The organism is Frigoribacterium sp. Leaf164 (assembly GCF_001423665.1).
Taxonomy (GTDB): Bacteria; Actinomycetota; Actinomycetes; order Actinomycetales; family Microbacteriaceae; genus Frigoribacterium; species Frigoribacterium endophyticum.
Genome location: NZ_LMOX01000003.1, coordinates 361,530 through 376,114 on the forward strand (window position 1 = coordinate 361,530; position 14,585 = coordinate 376,114).

The window sequence follows — 14,585 nt, forward strand, 5'->3', positions numbered from 1 at the left end:
GCCTGGTCGATGCGGCGCACCGGCGGCCAGTACTTGCCGCGCACGAGCGACCGGACGGGGTAGACGGCCTCGTCGCGGGTGTAGTCACGCGACCACTCCCCCGAGATGACCGACTCCGCCGTGTGCGGCGCGCCGCGCAGCGGGCTCTCCTCCACCGACCAGCGACCGGCGGCGACCTGGTCGGCCTCCGCCGCGATGGCGATCATCGCGTCGACGAAGCGGTCGATCTCGGCGAGGTCCTCGCTCTCGGTCGGCTCGACCATCAGCGTGCCGGCGACCGGGAACGACATCGTCGGCGAGTGGAAGCCGTAGTCGACCAGGCGCTTCGCGACGTCGTCGACCGTCACGCCGGTGGCGTCGCGGAGCGGGCGCAGGTCGAGGATGCACTCGTGCGCCACGAGGCCGTTCTCGCCCGAGTACAGCACCGGGTAGTGCTCGCGCAGGCGGGCGGCGACGTAGTTCGCGGCGAGCACGGCGGCGCCGGTCGCGGCGGTGAGGCCCTCCGTGCCCATCATCCGGACGTAGGTCCAGCTGATCGGCAAGATGCTCGGCGACCCGTAGGGGGCGCTCGAGACGGGGACGCCCCCGTGTGCGAGGCGCTCGCCCGCACCGGCGGCGGAGGCGCCGGTTCGGCGGTCGGCCTGCTGCGCGAGCGGGTGGCCGGGCAGGAACGGCGCGAGGTGCGCCTTCGCCGCGACCGGCCCGACCCCGGGGCCGCCTCCGCCGTGGGGGATGCAGAACGTCTTGTGGAGGTTGAGGTGCGAGACGTCGCCCCCGAACTCGCCGAAGCGCGCGACGCCGAGCAGGGCGTTGAGGTTCGCGCCGTCGACGTAGACCTGGCCGCCGGCCGCGTGGACGGCGTCGGTGACCTCGCGGATGTCGTGCTCGTAGACGCCGTGCGTCGACGGGTACGTGATCATCAGCGCGGCGAGGTCGTCGGCGTGCTCGGCGACCTTGGCCCGCAGGTCGGCGAGGTCGACGTCGCCCTGTTCGTTGCAGGCGACGACGACGACGCGGAGGCCCGCGAGGACGGCGCTGGCGGCGTTCGTGCCGTGCGCGCTCTGCGGGATGAGGCAGACCGTGCGGTCGACGTCGCCGTTCGCGCGGTGGTACCCGCGGATCGCGAGGAGGCCCGCGAGCTCGCCCTGGCTGCCCGCGTTCGGCTGCAGCGAGACGGTGTCGTACCCGGTGACCTCGGCGAGCCAGCCCTCGAGCTGGCCGATCATCTCGAGGTAGCCCTCGACGTCGGAGGCCGGGGCGAACGGGTGGACCCCGGCGAACTCGGGCCAGGTCACCGCGGCCATCTCGGTCGCGGCGTTGAGCTTCATCGTGCAGCTGCCGAGGGGGATCATGCCGCGGTCGAGCGCGTAGTCCTTGTCGGCGAGGTGCTTGAGGTAGCGCATCATGCTGGTCTCGCTGCGGTGGGTGCGGAAGACCGGGTGCGTCAGGTAGTCGGAGGTGCGGAGGGCCGCCTCGGGCAGGACCTCGACCCGCGCCGCCGCGTCGAGCGGGGGCAGCGTGACGCCGAGCACGTCGGCCACCACCGCGACGTCGTCGCGGGTGGTCGTCTCGTCGAACGAGAAGCGCACGCAGTCGTCGTCGACGGCCCAGAGCAGGTAGCCGCGCTCGTGGGCGCTGGCCACGACCTCCCGGGCCCGGCCGGGCACGAAGACCTGCAGGGTGTCGAAGAACGAGTCGCGCTCGAGCTCGAGGTCGCTGGCCGTGATCGCCGCGGCGAGGTCGACGGCGTGGTCGTGCACGCGCCCGGCGATGTGCCGGAGGCCCCACGGGCCGTGGTAGACCGCGTACATCGAGGCCATCACGGCGAGCAGCACCTGGGCGGTGCAGATGTTCGAGGTCGCCTTCTCGCGGCGGATGTGCTGCTCGCGCGTCTGGAGGCTGAGCCGGTAGGCGGGGTGCCCCTCGGCGTCCTGCGAGACGCCGACGAGGCGCCCGGGCAGCTGACGCTCGAGCCCGGTGCGGACGGCCATGTAGCCCGCGTGCGGCCCCCCGAAGCCCATCGGCACGCCGAAGCGCTGGCTCGTGCCGACGGCGACGTCGGCGCCGAACTCGCCGGGCGCCCGCAGCAGGGTCATCGCGAGCAGGTCCGCGGCGACGACCGCGAGGCCCCCAGCCGCGTGGGCTGCCTCGACGACGGGCTCAGGGTCCCACACGGCGCCCGAGGCGCCGGGGTACTGCACGAAGACGCCGAAGGCGGCCGGCAGGTCGGCGGGCGCAGTCGTCGCGAGGTCGAGCTCGACGATCTGGACGCCGACGGCCTCGGCCCGACCGGCCAGCAGCGCCTTCGTCTGCGGCAGCGCGTCCGCGTCGACGACGAAGACGTCGCTCGGCGCCTTCGACGCGCGGCGGGCGAGCAGCATGCCCTCGACGACGGCCGTGCCCTCGTCGAGCATCGACGCGTTGGCGGTCGTCAGGCCGGTCAGCTCGGAGACCATGGTCTGGAAGTTGATCAGGGCCTCGAGGCGGCCCTGCGAGATCTCGGGCTGGTACGGCGTGTAGGCCGTGTACCAGCTCGGGTTCTCGAGCACGTTGCGGCGGATCACGGCCGGGGTCACGGTGTCGTGGTACCCGAGGCCGATCATGCTGCGGGAGGCGCGGTTGCGGTCGGCGAGCCCGCGGAGCTCGGCCAGCGCCTCCTCCTCGCCGATCGGGGCGGGCAGCACCGAGCCCTCGACGGCGGACGCGTGGATGCTGTCGGGCACCGCGGCGCTCACGAGCGAGGCGACGCTGTCGTGCCCCAGCACGTCGAGCATGGCGCGCTGCTCGGCCGTGGTCGTGCCGACGTGGCGGTCGACGAAGCCCGTCGCGGCGCGGTCGGACCAGTCGCCGAACACGCTGCCCTCGGTCACGGCGCTCATTCGGCGGTCAGGGCGACGTACTCGTCGCGCGAGAGGAGGCCGACCTGGTCGTTCGACGACAGGGTGATCTTGATCAGCCAGCCCTCGCCGAACGGGTCGCTGTTGACGAGGTCGGGGCTGTCGACGACGGCCTGGTTCGCCTCGAGCACGGTGCCGAGCGCGGGGGCGAAGAGCTCGCCGACCGACTTGGTCGACTCGATCTCGCCGACGACCTTGCCGGTCTCGACCTCGGTGCCCTCGGCGGGCAGGTCGACGTAGACGACGTCGCCGAGCTTGTCGGCCGCGTAGTCGGTGATGCCGACGGTGGCGGTGTCGCCGTCGATGAGCAGCCACTCGTGCTCGGAGGTGTACTTCAGGGCGGTGAGGTCGGTCATGGCCGGGCCTTTCGTGGGGGCCGTCGTACGACGGAGGCGGGGGCTGGGGTCGTGGGGGCGGTGCGGGAGGGCGGTGCGGGAGGCGCGGTGCCGGCCGGGCGGGCCGGCCGCGGCCGGGCTAGGAGCGCTTGTAGAACGGCAGCGGGACGACCGCCGCCGGGATCGCCGTGCCGCGCACGTCGACGGCGAGGCCGGGGCCCCGCTCGACGACCTCGGGGTCGACGAACGCCATGGCGACGGGGTGGCCGAGGGTCGGCGAGAGCGCCCCCGAGGTGACCTCGCCGACGACCGTGCCGTCGTCGGTGACCACCGGGTAGCCGGCGCGGGCGGCACGACGGCCCTCGAGCGCGAGGCCGACGAGCACGCGGGAGTCGGGCGCCGGCTCGACGCCGGCCTTGCCGACGAACTCCTTCGAGGTGTCGACGACGCGGCCGAGCCCGGCCTGGGCGGGCCGCACGTCGAGGCCGAGCTCGTGCCCGTAGAGCGGCATGCCGGCCTCGAGGCGGAGGGTGTCGCGGCTGGCGAGGCCCGCGGGGACGACGCCGCGGGGCGCGCCGGCCTCGGCGAGCGCCGCCCACAGCTCAGGTGCGGTCTCGGGGTCGAGGTAGAGCTCGAAGCCGTCCTCGCCGGTGTAGCCGGTGCGGGCGATCAGCACGGGGGCGTCGTCGAACGTGCCCTGCAGCACGCGGTAGTAGCGGAGGGTCGACAGCGGCGCGTCGGGCTGGAGGCGGTCGCTCGTGACCAGCTCGTCGAGGACGCCCTCGGCCTCGGGCCCCTGGATCGCGATCAGCGCGGTGTCGTCGCTCTCGTCGTCGACCGTGACGTCGAAGCCGGAGGCGCGGGTCGCGAGGGCGGAGAAGGCCGCGTCGCGGTTCGACGCGTTCGCCACGACGAGGAAGTCGTCGTCGTCGAGCCGGTACACGACCAGGTCGTCGACGATGCCGCCCTCGGCGCTGAGCAGCAGCGAGTACTTCGCGCGGCCGACCGCGATGGTCGAGAGGGTGCCGGCCAGCGCCCGGTCGAGGAAGGCCCCGGCCTCGGGGCCGGAGACGGCGATCTCGGCCATGTGCGAGAGGTCGAAGAGGCCGGCGGCGGTGCGCACGGCGTGGTGCTCGGCGAGGTCGGAGCTGTAGCGGACGGGCATCTGCCAGCCGGCGAAGTCGGTGAAGCTCGCGCCCGCCGCCACGTGGACGTCGTGCAGCGGGCTCAGCCGCTCGTCGGGCTCGTCGGCGGCGAGCGCCTCGGCCTCCGCGCCGTCGACGACCTCGAGGTCGCCGGCGCCCGGACCGGTCGCGACCCCCTCGGTGCCGTCGTCGCCGGTGACGACGTCGCCGACGGCCTCCGCGCCGACGGGGGCCTCGGGCTCGAGCTCGTCGTCGACGAGGTCGGCGTCGGTGGGGCCGGGGGCGGCGGGCAGGTTCGAGGACGCGTCGGACATCGGACTCCTGGAGGGACGGCCCGGCCGCGGGTGTCGCCGGCCGGGAGCGATGCCGTGCAGCACCTGCACGACGGGGTGGGCAGCGGCCAGCGTCGCTGGTCGCGGCTCCCCCTCTGTCATGGGCCTGAGAGCTTCACCGACCGAGGTCGGCTTTCACCGTGGGCGAGGAGGACGTCGGCCGACCTGACGACGGCGCGGTGCCTCCTGCTTTTCAGAGTGGCCAGTCCGTCGCGGTACGCGTACCTGAGAGATTGGCGGGGAGCTTGCTCCTTCGGTGCCCGGTCGGCGCAGCATCTGCGCACCGGAGCTCTCCCGCGACGTGTTCGTGGCCCGATGTTCGGTTGTGGGGGGCAGCCTACAGGCGGCGTGTGACGAGCAGGTTTCGTCAGGGCGAGCGGCTCAGCCGAGGCGGGCGGCCAGCCAGCGCACCGCGCCGGCCTCGTCGACGTAGGCCTCGTCGTCCTCCGCCGCCGCCGCGGCCCGGAGGGTCTCGCGGAACACGGGCCCCGGCGTCAACCCGGCGTCGATGAGGTGGCGCCCCGTGAGCAGGCCGCGCCCCGGCGTCGGCGGCGTCGCCGCGGAGACCTCGCGCCAGGCGTCGGCGGCCCCCCGACGGGACGCCCCGGCCCGCCCGGCCGCGTCGGCGTCGACCACCCGTGCCCAGTCGTCGAGCCCGGCCGGCGCGAGCCGTCGGCGCAGCCGTCGCACGGCGGGGCCGGAGGGACGCCCCGGCACCGAGACGTGGGTCATGTGCTCGCGGACCACCGGCAGCACCCGCTCCACGACGGCGTGGGGCGCCCCCATCGCGGCGAGCGTGCGCCGGGCGGGGTCGACCCCGGCCTCGGCGTGCCCGAGCGACCGCACGCGCCCGTCGTCGCCGAGCTGCGTGTGCGTGGCCTTGCCGAGGTCGTGCAGCAGGGCCCCGAGCACGGCCACCTCACGGTCGGCCGGGTCGGTGCCCTCCTCCTCGGCGGCCGTGGCCGCGGCGCGGGCCGCCAGCCCGAGGTGGGTCCACACGTCGCCCTCGGGGTGCCAGGCCGGGTCCTGCGGCACGTCGCGCACGGCCGCGAGGTCGGGCCACCGCGCGAGCCAGCCGGTCTGCTCCAGGGCGACCAGCGCCTCCGGCCAGTGGACCGCCCGGCGGGCGAGCTTCCGCCACTCGGCCCAGATCCGCTCGACGGGCAGGTCGGCCGCGGCGGGCAGCAGCTCGCGGCAGAGGGCGGCGGTCTCCGCGGCGACCGCGAAGCCGAGCCGACCGGCCAGCTGCACGACGCGGAGGCCGCGCAGCGGGTCGTCGCCGAAGTGCTCGGAGACGTGCCTCAGCACGCCGCGCGCGAGGTCGGCCTCGCCGCCGTACGGGTCGACGAGCTCGTGCGAGACCGGGTCCCAGGCGATGGCGCCGACGGTCAGGTCGCGACGGGCGGCGGCGGCTCGGTCGGCCTCGGCGACGCTCCGGCCCGCCACGAGCGGCTCGACCGACACCTCGACCTCCTCGCCGTCGACGACGACGGAGACGACGAGGAAGGCCGCGCCGCGGACGGCGACGGGGCCGAGCGGGGCGAGCGCGGCCCCGAGCACCTCGGTCGACACGTCGCCGTGCGCCTCCAGGTCGAGGTCGCGGGGAGGCTCGGGCGGCAGGCCGCGCCGCTCGGCGAGCAGCGCGTCGCGCACGGTGCCGCCCACCACGAGGGGGCGGAGGCCGAGGTCCGTCAGCACCCCGACGACGGCCGAGGAGGCGCGGGTCGGCACGACGAGGCCCGGTGCGGCCCGGCGGCCGCCCGCGTCGGTCACGCCAGCGGGCCGGTGAAGCGGCCGGGGAACGGCACCGGCACATCGTCGCGCTCGTCGGCCGCGAGCACCGCGTCGCGCACGTGCGCCATGAGCACGGCGATGTCGGGCGGGAGCTGGGCCTGCGAGGCGCCCCCGTCGTCGACGACCTCGTCGAGCACGAGCACGCGCACCCCGGCGAGCAGCTCGGGCGGCGACGGCACGGCCACGTAGGTCGTGCCCGGCAGCAGCAGCCACTCGCGCTGCCAGGGCTGCGACGAGAGCGCCGAGAGGTCGCGGCCCGTGCGCGTGACGACGGCGACGAGCGTCGGCCAGCCGAGGTTGTCGGAGGCCACCAGCGGATCGAGGCTCGCGGGCGTCGGCACCGTGACGCGGAACGGCGTCGCGGGCAGCGCCTCCTCCGCGCTCGAGCGGAAGACGACCGCGGGCGACGGGGGCATCGCGAGGGCGGCGGAGACGACGTCGGTGGGCTGCGGCGTGGCGGAGGTCATGGTGCGCCGATCCTGCCACGGACGACGCCCCGGCCGCGGGGTCGCGGTCGGGGCGTCGGGGAGGTCGAGCCGGGGCGTCAGGCCTGGGCGGGCGTGCCGGGCTGCCCGGGCTCGGGCGAGCCGGCGGCCTGGTGGGCGGCGACCAGCGCGCGCACGTCGCCGGCGAGCTGGGCCACGCCCTCGGGCAGCATCTCGAAGCCCTCGGCGTTCCCGGGGTTCACGACGAGGCCGGTCTGGGCCGGGATGGCCTGCACGAGCTCGGCGGCGGGCAGCACGGCCGTGTACTGCGCCACGCCCTTCACCTGCTCGCCGACCATGTCGACGTGGGTGAAGGCGGCGAGCATCGGCGTGCCCTCGCGGTCGAACAGCACGGGCTGCAGGTCGTTCAGGGACTCCTGGGCGTCGGTCGCGGTGGGCACCACGACCTGCGAGTTGACGAACTCGGCGAGGACGGAGTTCATGTCTCCCTCCCCTGCCTGGCCCTTGCTGATGGCCTGCTCGAGGGCGGTCGGTTCGCGGTTCTCCGTAGCGGTCATCCGTCGATCCTGCCCGGTCGACCTCCGAGTCGGCTCCGTGAGGTCGGCGCGTCAGCCGACCCGCGCCTCCGCCCGGCCCACGACGACCGTCGCGTCGCGGTCGTCATCGCGGTGCACGCGGGTGACGAGGCCGGCCGCGGCCAGCAGGGCCTCCGTGGCGTCGGCCTGCGCCTCGCTCGTCTCGACCAGGAGGCTGCCGCCGGGGGCGAGCCAGGCCCGCGCCTCCCCCGCGATCCTCCGGTGCAGGTCGAGGCCGTCGGCGCCGCCGTCGAGGGCGAGCACGGACTCGTGGAGGCGCGCCTCGGGCGGCATCGTCGCGATCACGCTCGTCGGGACGTACGGCGCGTTGGCGACCAGCACGTCGACCCGGCCGAGGAGGCGCGGGGGCAGCGGCCGGAACAGGTCGCCCTCGAGCACCGACGCGCGGTCGCCGAGGGTGAGCCGGGCACGGGCGACCGCCGCGGGGTCGAGGTCGGCCGCCACGAGGTCGAGGCCGGGGCGGCGGTGCAGCAGGGCCGCGGAGACGGCGGCGACGCCGCAGCAGAGCTCGACGACGACGGGGCGGACCGGGGCTCCGGCGCCCGTGCCGCCGAGGAGGGCGTCGGCGACGTCGACGAGCAGCTCGGTGCGGCGACGCGGCACGAACACGCCCGGCACGACGGGGACGCGCAGGCCGTCGAAGGAGGCCCAGCCGAGCACCTGCTCGAGGGGCTCGCCCGCGACGCGGCGACGGACCATCGCCTCGCGCTCGCCGCCGGTCGCGGCCTCGACGAGCAGCCGGGCCTCGTCCTCCGAGAAGACGCAGCCGGCGGCGCGCAGGCGGTCGACGACGTGCTGCTCGTCGCCCCGCCCCGCCCGCTGTTCGACCACGCCGCCAGCGTAGGCCCCGGGGTGCGGCGGGTCGCTGTCCTCCCCGGCAGTGGTGCGGCGGGTCGCCCTCCTCCCCGGCGGGCCATCGTGGGCCCGCCCACGAGGACGCGGACCCGCCGCACCCCCTGTTCCTCCTGCACCGAGCCCGCACGGGACGGGCCCCGGATCCGCTGATCCACTCCAGAGTGGATCAGCGGATCCAGACCGCCAGGTCCGGACCTCCCCCGGCACCGTGCCCGGCCAGGAGCCCGGGGACGGTCGGCGGGTCGCCGTCCTCCCCGGCGGGCCGGCGCGGGCCCGCCCACGAGGACAGGGACCCGCCGCATCGGCACGGCACGCGCACACGCACCGCACCAGGCCCACGCCCGGCGGCGGCGCGGCCGGGCCGCGTAGGCTCGCAGCACCGACGGCACGAGGGAGAACATGAAGCCGCTGACCGAGTCCGACATCCGCGAGTCGTTCGTCAACGCCCTGCCGGGCGACCTGGACCGCCTGCCCATCCCCGGCCTGCACGAGATGCTCTGGAGCGAGCGCGAGTTCCTCGGCTGGCGCGACCCGCAGGCCCACCAGCGCGGCTACATCGTGCACTGGGTGGACGACCGCCCGGTGGGCCTCGTCGTGCGCTCCTCCGGCGCCTCGCTCCGCCCCGGCATCGCGGCGATGTGCTCGCTCTGCCACTCCCCCCAGCCGGCCACGCAGGTGCGGCTCTTCACGGCGCCGAAGGCGGGCGAGGCGGGAGCCAACGGCGACACCGTCGGCACCTACATCTGCGAGGACCTCGCGTGCTCGCTGCTGATCCGGGTCGCGCCGCCGCACCTCAACCCGCCCGAGCAGATCGACCGCCGGGCCGCGGGCCTCACCGAGCGCGTCCGCGGATTCACGGCGAACGTCATGAAGACGGCGTGACCACCGCCCTATCGTCGAGGAGGCGCGGTGCCGGTCGGCACCGCGCCCCACGAACCGCAGAGGGAGACCCCGTGTCCGTCGTCAAGATCAACGCCATCCACGTGCCCCAGGGGGCCGGCTCCGAGCTGGAGTCGCGCTTCGCCGCCCGCAAGCACTCGGTCGACGGGGCCCCCGGCTTCGAGGGGTTCCAGCTGCTCCGCCCCGTCGCGGGCGAGTCGCGGTACTTCGTCGTCACGACCTGGGCCGACGAGGAGTCGTTCCGCGCGTGGTCCGAGACGGGCGCGAAGGCCGCCCACGCCGGGCCTCCCGCGGGCGGTGCCGACGCCCCGCGGCGGCCCGTCGCCTCGGGCGCCGACCTGCTCGAGTTCGAGGTCGTCGAGCTCTAGCCCGCGCCTGGGGAACCCCGTCGTCACCCCGGAACCCTGCCGCGGCGGGGTTCCGGGGCAAGGACGGGGTTCCTCTGCGAGAGCGGGTGCCTCGACGTCGAACTGCCGTGCCCCGCGTCCCCAGTGGACTCCAGGCTTCCCGCGTACCCTGCTGCCCAGTCGCCGACCCGTCCGGGTCGACCCGAGAGGTGTCGTCACCATGAAGAAGTCCGCCCGTTGGATCACCGCCGCGGCCGTCCCGGTCGCCGTCGTCGCCGCCGGGGTCGTCGTGCCCGCCGTCTCGGCGAACGCCGAGGTCTCGTTGCCCGACAAGTCGGCGTCGCAGATCCTCCAGATGATCGCGGGCAGCTCCGACGCCGCGTTCTCCGGCACCGTCGAGCAGACCAGCGACCTGGGCCTGCCCGAGCTGCCGGGCTCGGCCTCGCGCGGGGGCTCGGGCGACTCCGTCTCGCAGGCCCTCGAGCTGCTGACCGGCAGCCACACCGCCCAGGTCTTCGTCGACGGGCCGTCGAAGCAGCGCGTCCAGGTCGTGGAGGACCTCGCCGAGCGCGACGTCGTGCGCGACGGCGACAGCGTCTGGGCCTGGGACAGCAGCACCAAGGAGGCGACGCACGCCACCCTGCCGGAGCACGAGGCCCGCGAGCTGCCGAGCACGCTGCCCGACGGCACCGCGGTGCCGCAGACGCCCGCCGAGCTGGCCGACGCCCTCGTGGCCGCCGTCGAGCCCAGCACGACCGTGACCACGAGCGACGACGTCTCCGTCGCCGGCCGTGACGCGTACCAGATCGTCCTCACCCCCGACGACGCCTCGACGCTCGTCGGCAGCGTCACGCTCACCGTCGACGCCGAGACCGGCGTGCCCCTCAAGGTCGTCGTGGCCGCGAAGGGCCAGGCCGACCCGGCCTTCTCGGTGGGCTTCACCGACGTGGACTTCCGGGCCCCCGACTCCGACGTGTTCGACTTCACGGCGCCCGCCGGGGCCGACGTCACCGAGGTGACGCCGCCCGCCGAGGGCACCGGCCACGACGGCCACGGCTCCGACGCCCAGGGCGAGCGCCCCACCGTCGTGGGGTCGGGCTGGAGCACCGTCGTCGGCCTGCCGGCCTCGACGTCGACGGACGCAGCGATGGGCGGCCAGCCCGCTGACCAGGCCGTCGGAGACGCCGGCGACGCCGCCGCGCTGCTCGACCAGGCGACCACCGCCGTCGACGGGGGCCGCGTGCTGCAGACCTCGCTGGTGAGCGTGTTCCTGGCCGACGACGGCCGGGTGTGGGTGGGGTCCGTGGACGCCGACGCCCTCCGCACCGCCGCCGCCGGCCGGTGACCGACAGCCCGGTGACCGACGCCGCCGCCGAGGCCCCCGCCGACGACGCCCTCGCGATCGAGACGCGGGGGCTCAGCAAGGCCTTCGGCCGGCAGCGCGCCGTGGCCGACGTCGACCTCGCGGTGCCGCGCGGCAGCGTCTACGGGTTCCTCGGGCCGAACGGCTCGGGCAAGACGACCACGATCCGCATGCTGCTCGGACTCACTTCCGCGACCGACGGCCAGGCGCGGGTGCTCGGCGAGTCGATGCCCGACCGGTCGCGCGACGTCCTGCCCCGCGTCGGAGCGCTCGTCGAGGGCCCGGCCTTCTACCCCTTCCTCTCCGGCCGGGCGAACCTCGCCCGCCTCGACTCGGGCGACCGGAGCGCGCCGTCGGCGACCCGCCGGGCCCGCGTCGGCGCCGCGCTCGACCGTGTCGGCCTCGGCCACGCCGCCGACAAGAAGGCCCACGCCTACTCGCTCGGCATGAAGCAGCGCCTCGGCCTCGCCGCCGCCCTGCTCATGCCGCGCGACCTGCTCGTGCTCGACGAGCCGAGCAACGGACTCGACCCGCAGGGCACGCGCGAGGTGCGCGGCCTCATCCGCTCCCTGGCCGACGAGGGCACGACGGTGTTCGTCTCGAGCCACCTCCTCGCCGAGGTCGAGCAGATGTGCACCCACATCGGCGTCATGAGCGCCGGTCGTCTGCTCACGCAGGGCACGCTCGACGACCTGCGAGCCCTCGGCGCCCACCGGGTGCGGCTGCTGACCCCCGACCCCGGGCCTGCCCGCGAGGTGCTCTCGCGCCTCGGCCTCGCGCCCGACCCGGTCGGCGCGGCGCCGGGCACCGGGCCGACGCACGTCGAGGCCGAGCTGCCGCAGCCGGGCCCCTCGCCCGAGTCGATCGTCGCCGCCCTCGTGGCGGCCGACGTGCGCGTGCGCGGCTTCGAGGTCGCCGGCGCCAGCCTGGAGGACCGCTTCGTCGACCTGACCGGGGAGGGCTTCGATGTCGCCGGCTGACGCCCCCGCCCGCCCCGCCCGCCGGGGCAGCGGCCTCGCGCTGCTCGGCAGCGAGGTCGCCGTGCTCTTCCGGCGCGTGCGCACGATCGCGCTGCTCGCGGCCCTCGCGCTCATCCCCGTGCTGCTCGCCGTCGCCGTGCGCGTCACGACCGACGGGTCGGAGGGCGGTGGCGACGGTCCGGCCTTCCTCGGCGACATCACGCAGAACGGCCTCTTCGTGTCGCTGACGGCGCTGACGGTGGCGATCCCGCTCTTCCTGCCGCTCACCGTGGGCGTGGTCGCGGGCGACACCGTCGCCGGCGAGGCGAGCCTCGGCACCCTGCGCTACCTGCTCGTGACGCCCGTGGGGCGGGTGCGCCTGGTGCTCGTCAAGTACGCCGGGGCGGCCCTCTTCTGCCTGGTGGCCACCCTCGTCGTCGTCGTCTTCGGCGCGATCGCCGGCGCGGCGCTCTTCCCCGTCGGGCCGGTCACCCTGCTGTCGGGGCAGACCATCGGCGTGGGCGACTACGTCGGCCGCCTGCTGCTGATGGCGCTCTACGTGACGATCTCGCTGCTCGGCCTCAGCGCGATCGGCCTCTTCGCGTCGACGCTCACGAGCGTGCCGGTGGGCGCCATGGCCGCGACCATCGTGCTCTCGACCGTGGCCCAGATCGTCGACGCCCTGCCGCAGCTCGACGCCCTCGACCCCTGGCTGTTCACCCACTACTGGCTCGGCTTCGCCGACCTGATGCGCGACCCCGTCTCGTGGGGGAACTTCGCCGACAACGCCCTGCTGCAGGCCGGCTACGTCGCCGTGTTCGGCGCGCTCGCGCTCGGCCGCTTCACCACGAAGGACGTCCTCAGCTGAGCTGAGCCGGTGGGGCACCGCTCAGAGGCCGAGGGCCCCGGTCGGCAGCACGGCGTGGACGCCCCAGGTCTGGTTCGCGACCTGCGTGACGCGGAGGTCGACGACGGCGCTGGCGAAGGCCAGGGCCGTCGCCCGGTCGACGTCGAGCAGCACGGCGAGCCAGGTCACCATCGCGTCGAGCGCGTCGCCGGTCGCGACGTCGAGGTCGGCGTCGAACCCGAAGGTGACGCGCCCGGCCGGGGTCTCGGCGTGGATGCCGTCGAGCGGGCGGTCGTCGACCAGGTCGACCCGCACCTCCGTCGTCATGGGGCACTCCACCGCGGTGCCGCCGACCTCGCCGTCGCCCTGCGCCGCGTGGCCGTCGCCGAGGTAGAGCAGGGCGTCGTCGACCTGCACGGGCAGGTAGAGGACGGAGCCCGCGACGAGCTCGCGGCAGTCGATGTTGCCGCCGGCCGTGGCGCGCGGGGGCGTCGTGGCGTGCTCGCCCGGCTCGGCGGGCGCCACCCCGGTGACGCCGAGGAAGGGCGCCGTGGGGACGGTGAGGCCCCGGCTCTCGGTGGCCGTGCCGGCGTCGGCGTCGATCTCCCACAGCAGCCAGGAGGGCTCGACGTCGGCGAGGCCGAGGCGGGTGGTCACGGGGGTCTCGCGGCCGCCCGCGACCGTCCAGCCCCACTCGCCGGGCCGCAGGTCGACGAAGGTGACGGCGAGCACCTGGCCGGGGCGTGCTCCCCGGACGGCCACGGGGCCGGTGAGGGCGTGGCCGCGGGCGGGCTCGAACAGGCGCGGGCGGAGCTCGCCCGGCGTCGTCTGGCGCTCGAGGTGGCCCGAGGCGTCGAGCGAGCCCACGACGACGGTGTCGCCGGGGTCGACCGTGAGCACGGGCCGGTGGTCGCGCGAGTAGACGTCGTTCGTCGTCTCGCGCGTGGGGTCGAGGCGGTGGGCGGTCACGCGGCGCCCTCCCCCGGGACGGGCGCGAGCGCGGGCGTGGGCGTGGCCCGGGCCGAGGCGGCCACCGCCGTCGCCCCGCCGACCGCGGTCGCGCGTGCCGGGACGACGACGGGCGGCGTCGCGCGGAGCTCGTCGACGACCTCCGCCGGGGCCGTCCGGCTGAGGTAGCCGATGCGCGACTCGCGGACGTGCCAGCCCATCAGCTCGGCGGCCCGGTCGGCGTCGCCGGCGTCGATCGCCGAGAGGATGACCCGGTGGTCGGGCCAGAGCCGCTTGCCGCGCGAGAACGTGTCGAGGGCGTAGAGCCACTCGATCTTGCGCGAGAGCTGACGCAGCAGGGTCGCCAGCGTCATGCTGCCGCTCAGCTCGGCCACCCCGATGTGGAACCGCTCGTTGAGCTCGACGAGCCGGTCGAGGTCGCCGACCTCGATCGCGGCGTCGCCGTCGTCGAGCAGCTGCTCGAGGCTGCGTCGCACGCGCTGCCAGTCGTCGGCCGGCTCGTCGCGCGTGAAGAGCTGACGTGCCCGGGCAGCGGCCCGACGCGCGGTCGAGATCTCGAGGGCCTCCCGCACCGCGAAGAGGTCGTCGGCCTCGTCGACGGGGATCTCGGCGACCCGCGACCCGACGTTCGGCCGTGACTCGACGAACCCCTCCGCCTCGAGGCCGCGCAGGGCCTCGCGCACCGGCACGCGCGACACCCCGTAGCGCTCGGCGAGCGCCGCCTCGGTGATGCGCGTGCCGGGCTGGAGGGCCCCGGCGACGATGTCGGCGCGCACGGCGTCGACGATGCTCAGCACGAC

General features: G+C 75.6%; 14 protein-coding genes and 1 riboswitch. Of the genes, 5 read left to right on the forward strand and 9 right to left on the reverse strand.

The window, feature by feature from the left end; all coding sequences use genetic code 11:
* From gcvP to ASF82_RS09765, 7 genes are all read right to left on the reverse strand, one after another.
* Positions 1-2,774: aminomethyl-transferring glycine dehydrogenase (gene gcvP / locus ASF82_RS09735; protein WP_235491320.1), on the reverse strand; the 2,774-nt coding region annotated here is incomplete at its 3' end.
* 101 nt (positions 2,775-2,875) lie between these two features.
* Positions 2,876-3,253 carry a glycine cleavage system protein GcvH gene (gcvH, locus tag ASF82_RS09740; protein ID WP_056056584.1) on the reverse strand — a complete coding sequence of 126 codons (378 nt, stop codon included), beginning with the start codon at positions 3,251-3,253 and terminating at the stop codon, positions 2,876-2,878.
* Between the two features lie 118 nt (positions 3,254-3,371).
* On the reverse strand, positions 3,372-4,691 hold the full coding sequence (gene gcvT, locus ASF82_RS09745; RefSeq protein WP_082514534.1) for a glycine cleavage system aminomethyltransferase GcvT: 1,320 nt from the start codon (positions 4,689-4,691) through the stop codon (positions 3,372-3,374).
* Between the two features lie 221 nt (positions 4,692-4,912).
* Positions 4,913-5,016: riboswitch (glycine riboswitch) on the reverse strand.
* 74 nt (positions 5,017-5,090) lie between these two features.
* Complete coding sequence (locus ASF82_RS09750; RefSeq protein WP_056056586.1) at positions 5,091-6,482, reverse strand: HD domain-containing protein; 1,392 nt, start codon at positions 6,480-6,482, stop codon at positions 5,091-5,093.
* The gene (locus ASF82_RS15550) at positions 6,479-6,970 is read right to left on the reverse strand and encodes a hypothetical protein (RefSeq protein WP_056056588.1); all 492 of its coding nucleotides are present in this window, start codon (positions 6,968-6,970) and stop codon (positions 6,479-6,481) included. Before ASF82_RS15550 ends, ASF82_RS09750 begins: the two co-directional genes overlap by 4 nt.
* A gap of 77 nt (positions 6,971-7,047) precedes the next feature.
* On the reverse strand, positions 7,048-7,506 hold the full coding sequence (locus ASF82_RS09760) for an SseB family protein (RefSeq protein ID WP_082514536.1): 459 nt from the start codon (positions 7,504-7,506) through the stop codon (positions 7,048-7,050).
* A 51-nt stretch (positions 7,507-7,557) separates the two neighbouring features.
* Positions 7,558-8,376: a putative protein N(5)-glutamine methyltransferase gene (locus ASF82_RS09765; protein WP_056056590.1), complete on the reverse strand. Its 819-nt coding sequence runs from the start codon at positions 8,374-8,376 to the stop codon at positions 7,558-7,560.
* 423 nt (positions 8,377-8,799) lie between these two features.
* Between ASF82_RS09765 and ASF82_RS09770 the strand changes: the two genes are divergently transcribed.
* From ASF82_RS09770 to ASF82_RS09790, 5 genes are all read left to right on the forward strand, one after another.
* Positions 8,800-9,282, forward strand: coding sequence for an FBP domain-containing protein (locus ASF82_RS09770; protein WP_056056592.1), 483 nt, complete (start codon positions 8,800-8,802; stop codon positions 9,280-9,282).
* 71 nt (positions 9,283-9,353) lie between these two features.
* Positions 9,354-9,668, forward strand: a complete 315-nt coding sequence (locus ASF82_RS09775) for an antibiotic biosynthesis monooxygenase (RefSeq protein WP_056056594.1) — start codon at positions 9,354-9,356, stop codon at positions 9,666-9,668.
* 199 nt (positions 9,669-9,867) lie between these two features.
* Positions 9,868-10,992, forward strand: coding sequence for a DUF2092 domain-containing protein (locus ASF82_RS09780; protein WP_056056595.1), 1,125 nt, complete (start codon positions 9,868-9,870; stop codon positions 10,990-10,992).
* A gap of 11 nt (positions 10,993-11,003) precedes the next feature.
* Positions 11,004-11,990, forward strand: a complete 987-nt coding sequence (locus ASF82_RS09785; protein ID WP_200931994.1) for an ABC transporter ATP-binding protein — start codon at positions 11,004-11,006, stop codon at positions 11,988-11,990.
* On the forward strand, positions 11,977-12,837 hold the full coding sequence (locus ASF82_RS09790) for an ABC transporter permease (RefSeq protein WP_056056599.1): 861 nt from the start codon (positions 11,977-11,979) through the stop codon (positions 12,835-12,837). Before ASF82_RS09785 ends, ASF82_RS09790 begins: the two co-directional genes overlap by 14 nt.
* Positions 12,838-12,858: 21 nt before the next feature.
* On the opposite strand, the gene ASF82_RS09795 is transcribed toward ASF82_RS09790, so the two are convergent.
* Together ASF82_RS09795 and ASF82_RS09800 are read right to left on the reverse strand one after the other, a co-directional pair.
* Positions 12,859-13,785: an acetamidase/formamidase family protein gene (locus tag ASF82_RS09795; RefSeq protein WP_056056601.1), complete on the reverse strand. Its 927-nt coding sequence runs from the start codon at positions 13,783-13,785 to the stop codon at positions 12,859-12,861.
* Positions 13,782-14,582 carry a GntR family transcriptional regulator gene (locus ASF82_RS09800; RefSeq protein WP_235491251.1) on the reverse strand — a complete coding sequence of 267 codons (801 nt, stop codon included), beginning with the start codon at positions 14,580-14,582 and terminating at the stop codon, positions 13,782-13,784. Before ASF82_RS09800 ends, ASF82_RS09795 begins: the two co-directional genes overlap by 4 nt.
* Positions 14,583-14,585: the final 3 nt, after the last annotated feature.